14 protein-coding genes are annotated in these 16,074 nt (G+C 39.7%); 5 read left to right on the top strand and 9 right to left on the bottom strand.

Annotated features, from left to right (window positions below):
* Window positions 1-32 precede the first annotated feature (32 nt).
* Window positions 33-227 carry a (2Fe-2S)-binding protein gene (locus HWV02_RS00070; RefSeq protein ID WP_211677985.1) on the top strand — a complete coding sequence of 65 codons (195 nt, stop codon included), beginning with the start codon at window positions 33-35 and terminating at the stop codon, window positions 225-227.
* Here HWV02_RS00070 and bfr (HWV02_RS00065) read toward each other — a convergent pair.
* The 3 genes from bfr (HWV02_RS00065) to HWV02_RS00055 form a co-directional block, all read right to left on the bottom strand.
* Entirely contained in the window at window positions 224-691 is a 468-nt protein-coding gene (gene bfr, locus HWV02_RS00065; protein ID WP_045112324.1) for a bacterioferritin, read from the bottom strand. The genes HWV02_RS00070 and bfr (HWV02_RS00065) overlap by 4 nt on opposite strands.
* A 40-nt stretch (window positions 692-731) precedes the next feature.
* On the bottom strand, window positions 732-1,205 hold the full coding sequence (gene bfr, locus HWV02_RS00060; RefSeq protein ID WP_211679924.1) for a bacterioferritin: 474 nt from the start codon (window positions 1,203-1,205) through the stop codon (window positions 732-734).
* Between the two features lie 119 nt (window positions 1,206-1,324).
* Window positions 1,325-1,528, bottom strand: a complete 204-nt coding sequence (locus HWV02_RS00055) for a hypothetical protein (RefSeq protein ID WP_211673541.1) — start codon at window positions 1,526-1,528, stop codon at window positions 1,325-1,327.
* A 153-nt stretch (window positions 1,529-1,681) separates the two neighbouring features.
* Here HWV02_RS00055 and tusA point away from each other — a divergent pair, with 153 nt between their 5' ends.
* From tusA to glyS, 3 genes are all read left to right on the top strand, one after another.
* Window positions 1,682-1,930 carry a sulfurtransferase TusA gene (gene tusA, locus HWV02_RS00050; protein WP_211673540.1) on the top strand — a complete coding sequence of 83 codons (249 nt, stop codon included), beginning with the start codon at window positions 1,682-1,684 and terminating at the stop codon, window positions 1,928-1,930.
* Window positions 1,931-2,134: 204 nt separating this feature from the next.
* On the top strand, window positions 2,135-3,046 hold the full coding sequence (gene glyQ / locus HWV02_RS00045; RefSeq protein WP_045112710.1) for a glycine--tRNA ligase subunit alpha: 912 nt from the start codon (window positions 2,135-2,137) through the stop codon (window positions 3,044-3,046).
* An 8-nt stretch (window positions 3,047-3,054) separates the two neighbouring features.
* Window positions 3,055-5,127: a glycine--tRNA ligase subunit beta gene (glyS, locus tag HWV02_RS00040; protein ID WP_211677984.1), complete on the top strand. Its 2,073-nt coding sequence runs from the start codon at window positions 3,055-3,057 to the stop codon at window positions 5,125-5,127.
* Between the two features lie 148 nt (window positions 5,128-5,275).
* Here glyS and HWV02_RS00035 read toward each other — a convergent pair whose 3' ends face one another.
* Both HWV02_RS00035 and HWV02_RS00030 read right to left on the bottom strand, forming a co-directional pair.
* A complete protein-coding gene (locus HWV02_RS00035) occupies window positions 5,276-6,685 on the bottom strand; it encodes a hypothetical protein (RefSeq protein WP_211677983.1) in 1,410 nt (469 codons plus the stop codon).
* 5 nt (window positions 6,686-6,690) lie between these two features.
* Window positions 6,691-8,310, bottom strand: coding sequence for an AAA family ATPase (locus tag HWV02_RS00030; RefSeq protein WP_211689381.1), 1,620 nt, complete (start codon window positions 8,308-8,310; stop codon window positions 6,691-6,693).
* Between the two features lie 334 nt (window positions 8,311-8,644).
* On the opposite strand from HWV02_RS00030, the gene HWV02_RS00025 reads away from it, so the two are divergent.
* Window positions 8,645-9,922, top strand: coding sequence for a valine--pyruvate transaminase (locus HWV02_RS00025; protein WP_211689380.1), 1,278 nt, complete (start codon window positions 8,645-8,647; stop codon window positions 9,920-9,922).
* Between the two features lie 120 nt (window positions 9,923-10,042).
* Here the strand turns inward: HWV02_RS00025 and gyrB are convergent, their stop codons facing one another.
* Genes gyrB through dnaA form a run of 4 tightly spaced genes read right to left on the bottom strand, consistent with a single transcriptional unit; the run spans window position 10,043 to window position 16,074 of the window.
* Entirely contained in the window at window positions 10,043-12,460 is a 2,418-nt protein-coding gene (gene gyrB, locus HWV02_RS00020; RefSeq protein ID WP_211677980.1) for a DNA topoisomerase (ATP-hydrolyzing) subunit B, read from the bottom strand.
* Between the two features lie 23 nt (window positions 12,461-12,483).
* Complete coding sequence (gene recF, locus HWV02_RS00015; RefSeq protein ID WP_211689378.1) at window positions 12,484-13,569, bottom strand: DNA replication/repair protein RecF; 1,086 nt, start codon at window positions 13,567-13,569, stop codon at window positions 12,484-12,486.
* Between the two features lie 6 nt (window positions 13,570-13,575).
* The gene (gene dnaN, locus HWV02_RS00010; protein ID WP_211677978.1) at window positions 13,576-14,676 is read right to left on the bottom strand and encodes a DNA polymerase III subunit beta; all 1,101 of its coding nucleotides are present in this window, start codon (window positions 14,674-14,676) and stop codon (window positions 13,576-13,578) included.
* Window positions 14,677-14,691: 15 nt separating this feature from the next.
* The gene (gene dnaA, locus HWV02_RS00005) at window positions 14,692-16,074 is read right to left on the bottom strand and encodes a chromosomal replication initiator protein DnaA (RefSeq protein WP_045112335.1); all 1,383 of its coding nucleotides are present in this window, start codon (window positions 16,072-16,074) and stop codon (window positions 14,692-14,694) included.

Raw genomic sequence — 16,074 nt, 5'->3', positions numbered from 1 at the left:
TCGTCATAAATTCAAGCCCAAACTGGTTATTTATGTACGTATGTATTTGTCGCGGTATTACCGATAAACAGCTGATAAAAAGCATTGATGAAGGTGCAACAACAATGAAAGAATTAAGTACTGAGCTTGGTATTGGTAATCAATGTGGCAAGTGCTGTCAATGTGCCAAGAAGGTATTAAACCAAACTAGACTCAAGCAAGCACAACAACAGCCACAGGTAGCCTAACTACATTGAGATTGTAAATAGTTGTCTAAGCCCTCATGGCCGATCAGATATTGCTGACTCTCGATCCAGTCAATTTGTTCTTCAACTTCTTCTAAGATCTCAGTAGCTATATCACGACTGACAAAATCATTGCTTTTTTCACACTCTTCAATCAAGGTTTGTAGTACCACGCGAATACTCAACTCTAGCTCAATATTCAATTGAATCATTTCAGCAGCCTCTTCACCGATAGCTAAACGCCCTAAGTCCTGTAAATTAGGTAACCCCTGCAAAAATAAAATACGATTAATAAGTTTATCAGCCTGCTTCATTTTTAAAATAGACTGTTTGTAGTCCGCTTTATCCAAGCCCTCTAGCCCCCAATTTTTATACATTCTGGCATGTAAAAAATATTGATTGATCGCAACCAGCTTACAACCTAATGCCTTATTTAATAACATGATGATATTTGTATTTCCTTGCATAATCGCCTCCTGAACGATGAATGTGGTAATACGATAAGAATTAAGAGCCCATGTGCGACTGGATATAATTAGATAAACTGATTTTTTTAATCAAACCTAACTGCTGCTCTAACCAGTAAACATGATCTTCTTCAGTATCAGCCAGTAATGGCAACAATACTTCTCGGGTTTGATAATCACCTTCCTCCTCGCACACTTTAATGCCAGCACGTAATCCGCCAACAACCTCCAGTTCCAGAACCAGATCATTAGTCAGCATACTAGTAACATCATTGCCAATTAATAGATCCCGGCGATCTTTTAAATTCGGTCGACCTTCAAGAAATAGAATACGTTTAATGAGCGCATCAGCATGCGTAATTTCTTCTTCCATTTCATGGCTGATCCGTTCATATAATTTTTCTAATCCCCAATCCTGATACATTCGAGAGTGAGTGAAATATTGATCAATTGCTGCTAATTCATTGTGTAATAACCCATTAAGGGTCGCGATAACCTTACTGTTGCCTTTCATCATAAACTCCAATAAACAGGTAGTAGAGTTAAGCTTAGATAACAATCACAGTTTTACCATTACAAGGTGGGAAATTACGAGTTAGATAACAAGACAGAGGGCGATCGCCCTCTGTGAATTTATTCTTTATCATCGTCGTGTTTGGCTTTATCTTCTTCAACAAAATAATCACTTAATTCCACCCAAACTGCTATCCCAACAATACTCAGCACCCCTAGCCACGTACCGGTATCAGCAATAGGAACTTCCATAAGCATGATTAATAAAGCAAAAAAAGCGATTGAAGAATATACTTTTAGTCTGCCACTGGCTTGTAGTAACATACACACTCCTTGTTGATGGTTACTTAAGAGCGCAAAATGATGTCTCGCGTTCATTAACAATTTAACAACATATTGGTGATTTACCAATATGTAATTACGATCACTCACTAATATTAGTCTATTAACGTATATTGACCACATAGAGAAAGCCTGATGAACCCATTATTTTCCGATCCAGAACATGAACTAGATGCCCTCGGTTTACGCTGTCCAGAACCTGTAATGATGGTAAGAAAAACAGTGAGAAAACTAGAGGATGGTCAAACGTTATTGATACTTGCAGACGACCCCGCGACAGTACGTGATATCCCAAGTTTCTGCCAGTTTATGGATCACACCCTAGTGGCTAGCCAGACAGAGCACCTACCGTATCAATACCTGATCAAAAAAGGTGTAAATTAGTCACTCAATATACGCGAATATCAACACTGCATATTCGCGAGCCCTCTATCCCTAGCCAGATTTTCTACCGAACCCTTGCTAACCTAGCTCGAATACCTGAAAAAACCACACTAACAATACGAAATATTGTAATTTATCCTATATTCATATCTGCGCAGCAGGTATACTTTAATGATTATTTCTTTGCTTTATTGTGCAGATATCATGTCAAAATATAATGTTAAAACCTTTCAAGGGCTGATCCTAGCACTGCAGGATTACTGGGCTCGTCAAGGTTGTGCGATTGTACAACCATTCGATATGGAAGTAGGTGCCGGCACCTCTCACCCAATGACGTTTTTACGCTCATTAGGTCCAGAGCCAATGGCTTATGCTTACGTTCAACCATCGCGTCGTCCAACTGATGGCCGTTATGGTGAAAATCCAAACCGTTTACAACACTACTACCAGTTTCAAGTAGTGCTCAAACCATCACCAGCTAATATCCAAGAATTATACTTGGACTCGCTGAAAGAAGTTGGTCTTGATCCATTGGTTCACGACATCCGCTTCGTTGAAGACAACTGGGAAAACCCAACATTGGGTGCCTGGGGTCTAGGTTGGGAAATCTGGCTAAACGGTATGGAAGTATCGCAGTTTACATACTTCCAAGCAGTTGGTGGTCTTGAATGTAAACCAGTTACAGGCGAAATGACTTACGGTCTTGAACGTCTTGCTATGTACATCCAAGAAGTAGACAGCGTATATGACTTAGTGTGGACAGACGGTCCTCTAGGCACTGTTAAGTATGGTGATATTTTCCACCAAAATGAAGTTGAGCAGTCTACTTACAACTTCGAGCATGCAAATGTTGATTTCCTATTTACTCTCTTTGATGAAAGTGAAAAAGAAGCGCAAAAGCTATTGGATTTAGAAGTGCCACTACCGCTACCAGCATACGAACGTATTCTTGATGCTGGCCACGCATTTAATATGCTAGATGCACGTCATGCAATCTCTGTGACTGAGCGTCAACGCTATATTTTACGTATCCGTACCCTTTCTAAAGGTGTTGCTGAAGCGTATTACGCATCTCGTGAAGCGCTAGGCTTCCCGCTATGTAAAAAAGACAAATAGGAAGTAGCATGGCAACTGAAAATTTATTAATCGAGATTGGTACTGAAGAATTACCACCAAAATCGTTACGCACATTAGCAGAAGCATTTGCGGCAAACTTCCAAGCTGAGCTAGACAAATCAGGTTTAGAATTTGCTGACGTTAACTGGATGGCAGCACCACGTCGTTTAGCATTAACAGTAACAGCGCTTGCAGACTCTCAAGCTGACAAAGTAATTGAAAAACGCGGTCCTGCGATTTCTGTTGCATTTGATGCCGACGGAAATGCAACGAAAGCGGCTCAAGGTTGGGCACGCGGTAATGGTATTACTGTTGAGCAAGCTGGTCGAATTAAAACAGACAAAGGCGAATGGCTACTTCATAAATCAGAAGTCAAAGGCCAACCAACACAAGCTCTTGTAGCCGACATGGTTGCGACGTCTTTGGCTAAGCTACCTGTTAGCAAGCCGATGCGTTGGGGTTCTAGCCCAATTCAATTCATTCGTCCAGTACATACAATTACGATGTTATTTGGTGCAGAAGCCCTTGAAGGCGAAATCTTAGGTATTAAAGCGGCACGAACTATTCGTGGTCACCGTTTCCTAGGTAAAGGAGATTTCGAATTACCGCACGCTGACAACTATGTGGATCTACTTGAAGATCACGGCATGGTAATGGTTGATTACGAACGTCGTAAAGATGTTATCCGTAAACAAGTGATGGCTGTAGCAGAAGAACATGGCGGTGTTGCTGAAATCGAAGAGGACCTACTTGAAGAAGTAACATCACTAGTAGAATGGCCAGTAACATTAGTAGGTAACTTTGAAGAACGTTACCTAGACGTACCAGCGGAAGCTTTGATCTATACGATGAAAGACAACCAAAAGTACTTCCCAATGCTAAGTAAAGGTGGTGACCTTTTACCTAAGTTTATCTTTGTGTCAAACATCATCAGTAAAGATGTTAGACAAGTAATTGAAGGTAACGAAAAAGTTGTACGCCCTCGCCTAGCAGATGCAGAATTCTTCTTTAACACTGATAAGAAGCGTACTTTAGAAAGTCGTCTTGCTGATCTAGAAACTGTTTTATTCCAAAAACAACTGGGTACGTTAAAAGAGAAATCACAACGCATTGCAGATTTAGCAGCGGCTATTGCTGGTAAAATTTCTGCAAATACTGAGCACGCACAACGCGCAGGTCTATTGGCTAAAGCAGACTTAATGTCAGACATGGTTGTAGAATTCCCTGACGTACAAGGTGTTATGGGCATGCATTATGCCCGCAACGACGGTGAAGCAGAAGAAGTGGCAATAGCACTTAACGAGCAGTATATGCCTCGTTATGCCGGTGACCGTTTACCTGAATCGCTTGTTGCTTGTTCAGTAGCTCTTGCTGACAAACTAGATACATTAGTTGGTATCTTCGGTATTGGTCAAATCCCTAAAGGTGATAAAGATCCGTTCGCACTTCGTCGTGCTGCGATTGGTACACTACGTATCATTATCGAAAAAGACCTGTCTTTAGATCTTATTGATTTAGTTGATACTGCAAAAGCACTATTTGGTGACAAGCTATCAAACGAAAACGTATCAACAGATGTTGTTGCATTCGTACTTGGTCGTTTCCCTGCATGGTACAAAGATGCTGGTATCAGCGTTGATGTTATCCAAGCAGTACTTGCTCGTCGTCCAACGCAGCCAGCTGATTTTGATAAGCGTGTTAAAGCTGTGAATCACTTCCGTGGTTTAGATGCTTCTGCAACATTAGCAGCAGCGAACAAACGTGTTGGTAATATCCTAGCTAAGTTTGAAGGTGAACTAAACTCAGCGGTTGATACATCACTGCTTCAAGAAGATGCTGAAAAAGCATTGGCTTCTGCAGTTGATGCTAAAGTGGAATTACTTGCGCCATTATTTGCAGCCGGTGATTACCAACAAGCATTAACAGAGTTATCCGAACTACGTGAAGTTGTAGATACATTCTTCGACAACGTAATGGTAATGGCTGATGATGAAGCACTTAAAATTAACCGCCTAACATTACTAAATACACTGCGTAACCAATTTTTAAATGTAGCGGATATTTCTGTATTACAGAAGTAAACCTTAATTAGAATTTGTAATCGCAATAAAAAAAGCCAGTATCTATGATGCTGGCTTTTTTATTATCTCGATGACAAGATCAAAATAAATATTGTAACAGGTAACAAAATCACAAATAATATCGAACATGTTCCACGTGGAACATCGGCTATTTTACTTTCTTCAACCGCCCTGTTAAACCCGCTGAATAACGCCAAACGTGATCAAATATTTTCATCAACTCAGGATTACCTTGCGGTGATAATGAAATAGCATGATAACGATTTTTCTGTGCTTTAATTGCACGTACTTTATCTGCCAAATACGTTGGTAACTTCTGTGCTATAAAATCAGAAATAACTAAAGTATCCGCATTTTTATATTGTGCCGAACTCATCAATTCAAGTGACTTTTCGATTACAGGTTGCAGGTCTGTACCACCACGAAAGCTTGATGACAAGAAAGTTAGCATCGTCGATAAGCTGGTACTTTGCGTTACTGGAAAGGTGATCACTTCATTAGAAAACATCATCAAGTAACATTGACGTCGTTGCTCAAATGCAACTTGTAGCAAAGCATAACAAATCGATTTGGCAGTCAGTTCAGGAAAGCCTTGCATCGATGTTGAGCTATCAACACAGATAATAAAAGGCCCGCCTATTTGCTCATCAGCATCGGTAATATCACGATACTGGGTTATTTTTTTATACTGTTGCAGCGCGCCTTGATACTGATAAGTCAATAAGTGGCGCTCTACATAGCGTTTATAAAAGATGATCTCTAACTCAGGAAACGTTAAGTTAACCGCTTCGGTTTGCAGCATCCGTGAGATTTCATCACTGTAGGTAACGCCTTGCATATCATCTGGAACATTATCTTGATAGCTATTATCCAATACCCAGGTTTCATAACTGTTAGGTGTTTCTTCCGGATTAATGTGTGCAAGCGCCATACGTCCGAGCTCAGAGGCAATTTGTTTAACTTCTTTGTTCTTACGTAAATTAGCAGCATAACGTTGCAGCAACTTGGTATCTAAATGGGTCAACTTACCTTTAGCCAGATCCCATAGACGTTCACCATTGCACAATAAATCACTGTCGAGCACACCTTCTAATTGTTCAATAGTTTCTTCACGCTCGGCTAATTCGATCAATAACTGTTCCCGCTTTTCTTCGATTAAACGGTTTTGTTCTTGATACATCATTAACTCAATTACTTGCTGCCAGCTATCTAAAAAAACGGCAAAGAACACATCATCCTGCATATTTCTATTTTGCTGATAGATAGTTAATCCAGTTTGATAAAATGACGAGTCGGCTTTTATCTTACTCAGAATACCTTCAACTTTATTTCTAAAGTCACTCGGACTCAATAATCTTGCCGTCTCGCACAAATGGACCTCATTGCTCAAACCAGCAGGTAATGGCATATCCGCTAATAAGGCCGTGACCTGATGCTTCCAATCGCTGATGTAAGCCAGTTTAATCTCACTGGTTACCCGATTATTAGCAGTAATATCTAACAGAGCATCATCAACTAATTGTCGAATAGCTGGGTTTTGATTATAAGACTTAGCCATGCCTATTAGCCTTGTTCAAACAAACGTGCAATGGCATTCAAACGATCTAATAGCGACGCTTTATGCTGCACTAAATTATTCAGCTCTAATGATAATGAACCAAGACTGGTTGCAACATCATCCATAAAGTCATCACTGACAAAAATATTATGGTTCGTTAAGCTAAACTCTCGCTGGCTTTTCTTCAACTTATCCGCTATCAACGTGATCTCTTTATCTATCTCAGCTAGAGGTTGTAACCAGTTTTCATCAATATTAAGCTTAACATCCGAAACTATAACAGCAACCGGAATACTCTTATTGGCAAAGTTTTGGACTTGTAAATGCTGATTAGCATCGACAGAAAAGTTTAACCAAACATCGTTACGGTGATCATTCACATAGCCTTTTACTAAACAAGAGCCTGTTCTTATCTGTTTTTGGAAATCATCCAAACCAACATGTACCCACTTTGCGGTTTCTTGTGAGCCCTGCTCTAATACATCGTACTCACCCAATAATGCAATCTTACATAAACCCGGAATACCATTCAGACTCGACTTGCGCACAAATTCACGATCTAACTTATAGCGTAATTTGGTTAATAGCACATCAGAGATCAAACGAGTTGCAAAGCGATCAATAAACTCAGCATCAAGTTTAATCAATCGATTCTTGATACTCGCTAACGCAGAATTCACTTCATCTTGGTCACAGAAACGTTTACTGGCAAATTGGTGAGTGGCTTCGATAATGACATCTCGCGATTCCAGGTCATGCCAAATACAATCTTTAAGAATAAATAAATCGGTTTCTGTTACTTCATCACGACCATTAAAATAAGCACAGGCTTGTAACAGACGCATTGATTTTTTCCAACGACGATCAGAGACATAAACGGGTTCAACAATCATCTCACCACTGGTATTACGTTGCTCTAAAAATAACTTAAGCTCGTAAATTATCTCAAAACAATGCTCACTGAGACGTACTTGATTAATCTCGTTTTGCCAAAGTTCGAACTCATCATTACTCACTTTTACGATCTTATCGTTTGTTTGGCGTAATGGTTTCTGAATCAACATCGCTTTGAAATTACGCTTATCTTGAATAGGCTCTAAATATAGACGTAGTAACATACGATCATACAAGGCTTCCAAGCCTGAATCAGCACTCGGTAATTCATTTGATGCCGAAACAATAACCCGCATAGGTACTTTTTGATGTTCAATACCATTATGGAAGGTACGCTCATTAATTACGGTTAATAAGGTATTTAAGATCGCAGGTCCCGCTTTCCAAATTTCATCAAGAAACACCACTTCAGCTTCTGGTAAATAACCTTTAGTTAAACGTACATATTTACCTTCATCCTTCAGCGCCTTAATTGATAGTGGGCCAAAGATCTCTTCAGGTGTTGAAAATCGCGTCATTAAATATTCGAAGTAACTTTCATCTTCAAAAATTTCAATCATACGTTTCGCAATCAAACTTTTAGCAATACCCGGCGGCCCTAATAAAAACACACTTTCACCACTTAAGGCGGCTAATAAACATAATCTTATGGCATCTCTACGTTCATAAATACCATAAGAAAGATGATCTATTAGTGTTTCAATACGTTCTGATAACAAATTTCTTTGCATAGGAATAAGCTCTTCCTGCCTCTTTAAAGGCTATTATTTTAATCTTGGAGTTCAACCTTACCTTATCTGTCGCGGACAATAAATACATAATGAGTAGAGTGTTTTTTTTATTATTACAGCTTTGATATTCAGTACTTTTGGCTATAAGCACAGCCTTTTTTAAATGATGTTCCACGTGGAACATTGCCAATGTCGATTGTATTAAAACCCTTTTCTTTCACGTGAAACATTCCCAGTAAGAAAAATAAATTTGCATCTCTCGTACTATCGACAACCGTGTCAAGTTCAGCTATGTTGGTTGTTTACCCTTTAAATAATTACAAGAAGTGCTGATATGGAATTCTCATTGTTTGGTCAAAGATTTACTCAATTCTCGGGGATCACGCAGCTAATGCATGATCTAAATGAAGGTATTCGCAGCGGTGATGATGTCATCATGCTCGGAGGTGGTAACCCTGCTCAAATCCCTGAGATGCTGAGGCGCTTTAACAGTGAAGCACAACAATTATTAAGCAGTGGTGATCTAGTTGCAGCAATGTCTAACTACGATGGTCCACAAGGAAAGAACAGTTTCACCACAGCACTTGCTACATTATTAAATAAAACCTACGGCTGGGAATTAACCGATAAAAATATAGCCCTAACTAATGGCAGCCAAAATGCCTTCTTCTACCTATTCAACTTATTCGCAGGTGATTTTTCCGGTAATAAGAAAAAAAAGGTATTGTTTCCATTAGCTCCGGAATACATAGGTTATACAGACACAGCACTAAGCGATGACTTTTTTGAGACGGTGAAGCCTAAGATTGAATTACTCGATGGTGGTTTATTTAAATACCATGTTGATTTTGACAACCTCCATATTACCGATGATATTGGTTTAATCTGTGTATCGCGCCCAACTAATCCAACCGGTAATGTATTAACCGATGAAGAAATGCAACGTCTTGATGCACTGGCCAAACAGCATAATATCCCCCTACTGATAGATAACGCTTATGGTACACCGTTTCCAAATATTATATTTGAACCAGTAGAACCTATTTACAACGACAATACCATCTTATGTATGAGTCTTTCAAAACTCGGCTTACCCGGCACCCGTTGCGGTATCGTGATTGGTAATGAAGAAGTCATTTCCGCAATCTCGAACTTAAGCGGTATTATTAACTTAGCACCTGGTAGCTTAGGGCCAATGCTGGCACAAAACCTTGTAGAGTCTGGTGACATCATTAGCTTAAGTGAGAATGTGATCAAGCCTTACTATTATGCCAAAGCACAGCAAGCCGTGACTTGGTTACAAGACAGTATTACCGATGAACGATTCCGAATTCATAAACCGGAAGGCGCAATCTTCTTATGGTTATGGTTCAAAGACCTGCCTATCAGCAGCCAAGAACTGTATGAGCGCTTAAAAACACGTGGAGTTCTCATTGTATCGGGTCATCATTTCTTTCCTGGTCTCGATGAAGAATGGCGTCATACCGATGAATGTATCCGCATGAACTATTCGCAGCCAGATGAGGCAGTACAACGAGGGATCAAGATAATTGCCGAAGAAGTACAAAAAGCTTACGCTGAAATGGTAGTAATAAGTACAGCAACCGCTTAATCTTATAGAATAAGTTTGCAGTAAACGGTTACTGTACTTATCTGAATTATTAAATAAAAAATCAACAGATACAAAAAAGGAGCCACTAGGCTCCTTTTTAATACATTCAATATAGCGAGATTAGAAATCTAAGTTAGCTACTTTTAATGCATTTTCTTCGATAAATTCACGACGCGGTTCAACATGATCACCCATTAAGGTTGTGAATAATTGATCGGCTGCAACAGCATCTTCAATACGCACTTGCAACATACGACGCGTTTCAGGATCCATAGTTGTTTCCCATAACTGACTAGGATTCATTTCACCTAGACCTTTATAACGTTGGATGTAGCTACCACGTTTTGATTCAGCCATTAACCAGTTTAGCGCTTCAACAAAATCCGTTACTTCACGGCTCTTCTCTCCACGCTTAATATAAGCGCCTTCTTCAAGCAAATTCGCGATACCTAAACCAGTAATTGTTGCGTACTCTTTTGAGTTAAAGAAGCCGGGCGTAAAGTCATAATCAGTATCTAGACCATGCTGACGAACAGAAAACACAGGATAGAATAATTGGCTTTCTTCATCTTGTACAACACGTACAGAATATAAAGTACCAGTCACCTCTTTCGCTGTCAGTGTTGCCACCAATGCTTCAGCCCATACCGTTGTTGACGCTTCATCAGTTAACATCTCAGCTGTTAATACTGATTGATAGATCATTTCGTTAGTGAACACTTTTGGTAAGCTACGGTTTAATTTAGCCATCAAACGTTCAATTTTACGGTAGCCATTCACTAATTCTTCTAACGCTGCGCCTTGAATTGCAGGTGCATCAGAGTTAACAAATAGACCAGCACCGTCGAGTGCAATTGTCGTTAGGTATTGTGTTAAGTCTGCATCATCTTTGATATAGCGTTCTTGTTTACCTTTTTTCATTTTATAAAGCGGTGGTTGTGCAATATAAATGTAACCACGCTCAATAAGCTCTGGCATTTGACGGAAGAAAAAAGTCAGCAATAACGTACGGATATGTGAACCATCGACGTCGGCATCGGTCATGATAATGATTTGATGATAACGCGTTTTATCCGGGTTATATTCATCACGGCCAATACCACAACCCATTGCAGTAATTAATGTTGCAACTTCTTGTGATGATAACATTTTATCAAAACGTGCTTTTTCTACGTTTAAGATCTTACCTTTCAACGGTAGAATTGCTTGGTTTTTACGATTACGCCCCTGCTTGGCTGAACCGCCAGCAGAGTCACCTTCCACAATATAAAGTTCAGAAAGTGCAGGATCTTTTTCCTGACAATCCGCAAGTTTACCAGGCAGACCAGCTAAATCTAACGCACCTTTACGACGTGTCATTTCACGTGCTTTACGTGCAGCTTCACGCGCACGTGATGCATCGATAATTTTAGTCACAACCGTTGATGCTTCTTTCGGATTCTCTAGCAAGTATTCAGCTAGCTTTTCACCCATAGCTTGTTCTACAGCAGATTTAACTTCTGAAGACACTAATTTATCTTTAGTTTGTGAAGAGAACTTAGGATCAGGTACCTTCACAGAAATAACAGCAGTTAGACCTTCACGGGCATCATCACCAGTAGCAGTCGACGACTTGGCTTTTTTCAAGAAGCCTTCTTTTTCCATGTAGTTGTTTAACGTACGCGTTAATGCACCACGGAAACCTGCAAGGTGAGTACCACCATCGCGTTGTGGAATATTATTAGTAAAGCAATAAATACCTTCTTGGAAACCATCGTTCCACTGCATAGCAACTTCAACAGTAATTCCATCTTCACGTTCAACAGAGAAGTGAAATGCGTCTTTGTTGATTGGTGTTTTGTTAACGTTTAAGTAATCAACAAATGCCTTGATACCACCTTCATAAACGAAATGATCCGATTTTCCGTCTTCACGTTCATCAATTAATTTAATTGAAACACCTGAATTTAGGAAAGATAACTCACGTAAACGTTTTGCTAAAATATCATAATGAAATAATGTATTGGTGAAAGTCTCATGACTAGGCCAAAAGCGTAATTCAGTACCCGTTGTATCAATATCACCAATCACAGCGATCGGCGCTTGTGGTTCACCATGTCGATAAATTTGCTGATGGATATGACCGTGGCGATGAATGGTTAATTCTAATTTTTCTGATAATGCATTTACAACAGAAACACCTACACCGTGTAAACCACCAGATACTTTATATGAATTATCATCGAATTTACCACCGGCATGCAGTACCGTTAAAATAACTTCGGCAGCAGAAACACCCTCTTCTTCATGAATATCAACCGGAATACCACGACCGTCATCACTAACAGATACAGAACCATCTTCGTGTATCGTTACTACAACATCAGTACAATGACCCGCTAATGCTTCATCGATAGAGTTATCTACAACCTCAAATACCATGTGGTGCAAACCTGAACCATCATCAGTATCACCAATATACATACCGGGGCGCTTACGCACCGCGTCCAAGCCTTTCAGTACTTTAATACTTGAAGAGTCGTAATTATTTTCAGACATAGTTAGCTCTCGCGCCTTTATATTTAAAATTCAATTAATTTGCCATGTTCCACGTGAAACATTTTACAGCTTTCTGTTAAAAGAGCTGTTACCTGACTTTTCTCAATAGCCGTAACAAATACTTGAGCCTTACTCTCAATCAGATACTGCGCCAGCAACTTCCGTTTACTGTCATCAAGCTCTGAGGAAAAGTCATCGATTAAAAAAGTGCATCGCTTATTGCTATGCTGACTTAAAAAAAGTCCCTGACTTAATCGCATTGCGCACACAGCCAATTTAAGTTGACCTCTTGATAAAATATCGTGTGCCGGTACTCCGTTCGCTCTAATTCGGATATCCGCTTTTTGCGGACCTAAGCTAGTGTAACCTAACTGTTGATCACGCATAAAATTTTGTTTTAATAATTCAGCTAACTCGATACCACTATCCCATCCTTGATAATAGCGAATATCAAATTCATACTCGGGTAAGAAGTCTGCCAAGGCAGATTTAATTATCGGATTAAGCTGTTCAAGATAACGACTGCGCATCTGCGCAATAATAGTCCCTTGAACTGCAAACTCCTTATCCCAATATGCTAGCTCAGCATAACGCTTGCCCGATTTTAAAATAGCATTACGCTGTTTTAATAATCGCGTCAACTTTGCCCATGTCGCAAAAAATTCAGGTTCCACGTGGAACACGCCCCAATCAACAAATTGTCGACGTAATTTAGGACCACTTGAAAGTAAGGTAAAACTTTCAGGATGAATTAATTGTAATGGTAATATGCCGGGTAATTCAGCCAACCGTTCTGCTTTTTGTCCGGCAATTTTTAATTCTGTATCACTGTTTTTTGATTTCTTTAACCCGATAGTAGTGATCTGCTCATCGTTTAATCGCTGCTGACATTGCGAAAATAAAATGAAATCCTTCTCACCATGTTTTACAACGCGACTGGTTAAGTGAGTTCGAAAAGAACGCCCTAACCCCAAGTAATGAATCGCTTCAAGTACACTTGATTTACCACTGCCATTCTCGCCGAGAATAATATTAACACCCACACCCGGTTGCATGGATACTTGTTTAATATTTCTAAAATCGGTGATATTTAGCTTAACCAGTCCCATCTAAACTTATAACCGCATTGGCATAACAACATACAATGCTTGATCAGATTGTTCATCTTCAATCAAGGCACTGCTGTTAGCATCTAGTAATGACATTTTAACTTTGTCACATTTAAGCGTGTTTAATACGTCTAATACATAACTTACGTTGAAGCTAATCTCTAACTCATCGTAGCCAAACTCAACATCAAGTAACTCTTCAGCTTCTTCTTGCTCTGGGTTATTGGCCGTAATCTTAAGTAGACCTTGGTTCATATTCAGACGCACACCACGGAATTTTTCATTCGATAAAATAGCGGCACGTGAGAAGGCTTGTTTCAATTCTTCACGACCAGATATTAACATCTTATCGGCATTTTTTGGTAATACCCGACGGTAATCAGGAAAACGACCATCAACCAATTTACAAGTAAAAACAAAACCGCCGGTGATAGCACGAATGTTATTACTCCCTAACTGAATCTTAACCATGTCTTCTTCACTGTCTAACAAGCGCACTAATTCAAGTACACCTTTACGCGGTACGATAACTTGCTGCTGCGCGAGATTAGCATCATGCTGACAACTTGCGACAGCTAGGCGGTGGCCATCGGTGGCGACAGTTCGTAGCACATTACCTTCAGTTTCAAATAACATACCGTTAAGATAATAACGTACATCCTGACTTGCCATTGAGAACTGGGTATTATCAATCAATCGACGTAATGAACCTTGCAGCAGTTCAAATTCAATATCGTTATCCCAATCTTCAATATTTGGAAATTCTGTTGCAGGTAACGTTGATAAAGAAAAACGGCTACGTCCTGATTTCACCACAATACGATCATTCGCATAATTGACTTGAATTTGTGCACCATCAGGTAACCCTCGACATATATCGAGGAATTTTTTCGCAGGCACGGTAGTACGGCCTTCACTGAACTCACCTTCAAGACTAACTTGACCAATTAACTCGACTTCCAGATCAGTACCCGTTAACGATAATTTACCATCTTTGGCATCAAGTAATACATTACCTAAGATCGGTAAAGTTGGACGGTTACCCAAGGCACCCGATACCAACTGTAGCGGTCGTAATAATGCTTCGCGATTAATTGTAAACTGCATTTAATATAACCTTTTTTACGACGATAGTGTTCTGATCAAATTCGAATAATCTTCTTTAATATCGTGATTTTCTTCTTTCAGTTGCACTATTTTACGACAAGCATGTAATACAGTGGTATGGTCACGGCCACCAAACGCATCACCAATTTCCGGTAAGCTGTGATTGGTTAATTCTTTGGCTAATGCCATCGCGACTTGACGTGGTCTGGCAACAGAACGACTACGACGCTTCGACAACAAATCGGCGATTTTAATCTTATAATATTCTGCAACTGTCTTTTGAATATTATCAATGGTCACCAGTTTTTCTTGCAGTGCTAATAAATCACGTAATGCCTCTCGGACAAAGTCAATATTAATAGCACGACCCGTAAAGTTAGCATTCGCGATAACTCGATTCAATGCCCCTTCCAGCTCACGTACATTCGAACGTAAACGTTTGGCAATAAAGAACGCTACTTCATCGGGTAAATGAATGTTACTTTCAACCGCTTTACGCATTAAGATGGCAACACGAGTTTCCAATTCTGGTGGTTCAATGGCAATAGTTAAACCCCAACCAAAACGAGATTTCAATCTATCTTCAACACCATCAATCTCTTTTGGATAACGATCGGAAGTTAAAATAATCTGTTGGTTACCTTCAAGTAAGGCATTAAAAGTATGAAAAAATTCTTCTTGTGAACGTTCTTTCTTAGCAAAAAATTGAATGTCATCAATCAATAATGCATCAACACTGCGGTAATAATTTTTGAACGCTTCAATGGCATTGTTCTGTAATGCTTTAACCATGTCCTGAACAAAACGCTCAGAGTGCATATAGATCACTTTGGCATTAGGTTTTTGCGCTTTAATACCATTACCAACTGCGTGTAATAAATGCGTTTTACCTAAACCTGTGCCACCGTATAGAAATAACGGGTTATAAGCACCACCCGGATTACTCGCTACCTGCTGTGCAGCTGCACGTGCTAATTGGTTTGACTTACCTTCAACAAAGTTGTCGAACGTATACGTTAAATTCACATTGCTACGGTGATTAATTGTCGGCTGCTGTGGCGAGCTAGATTCCCACGGGTCCAGTGCTGGTCTTGAGATCACTTTTTGAGTAACTACACGATCAACCTTGGTAGTCGTTTGTGTTACCTTCGTCGCTTTACCACCAATATCAAAACGTAAGATAGGTGCATCGGCACCACAAAACTCATCGAATAATGCCGTAATTGAATTAAGGTATTTGTCTCGAACCCAATCAAGTACAAAACGATTCGGAGCATACAAGGTGAGAGTACTGTCGGTAAGTTCAGCTTTCAGTGGGCGTAACCACATACTGAATTCAGTAGAAGAAAGCTCATTTTGTAAGCGCGAAAGGCACTGCTGCCAAAGAGAAACGGACAC

The sequence above is a fragment of the Moritella sp. 28 genome (assembly GCF_018219435.1).
In the GTDB taxonomy this organism is placed as follows: Bacteria; Pseudomonadota; Gammaproteobacteria; order Enterobacterales; family Moritellaceae; genus Moritella.
This window is presented reverse-complemented; position numbering and strand designations above follow the sequence as displayed.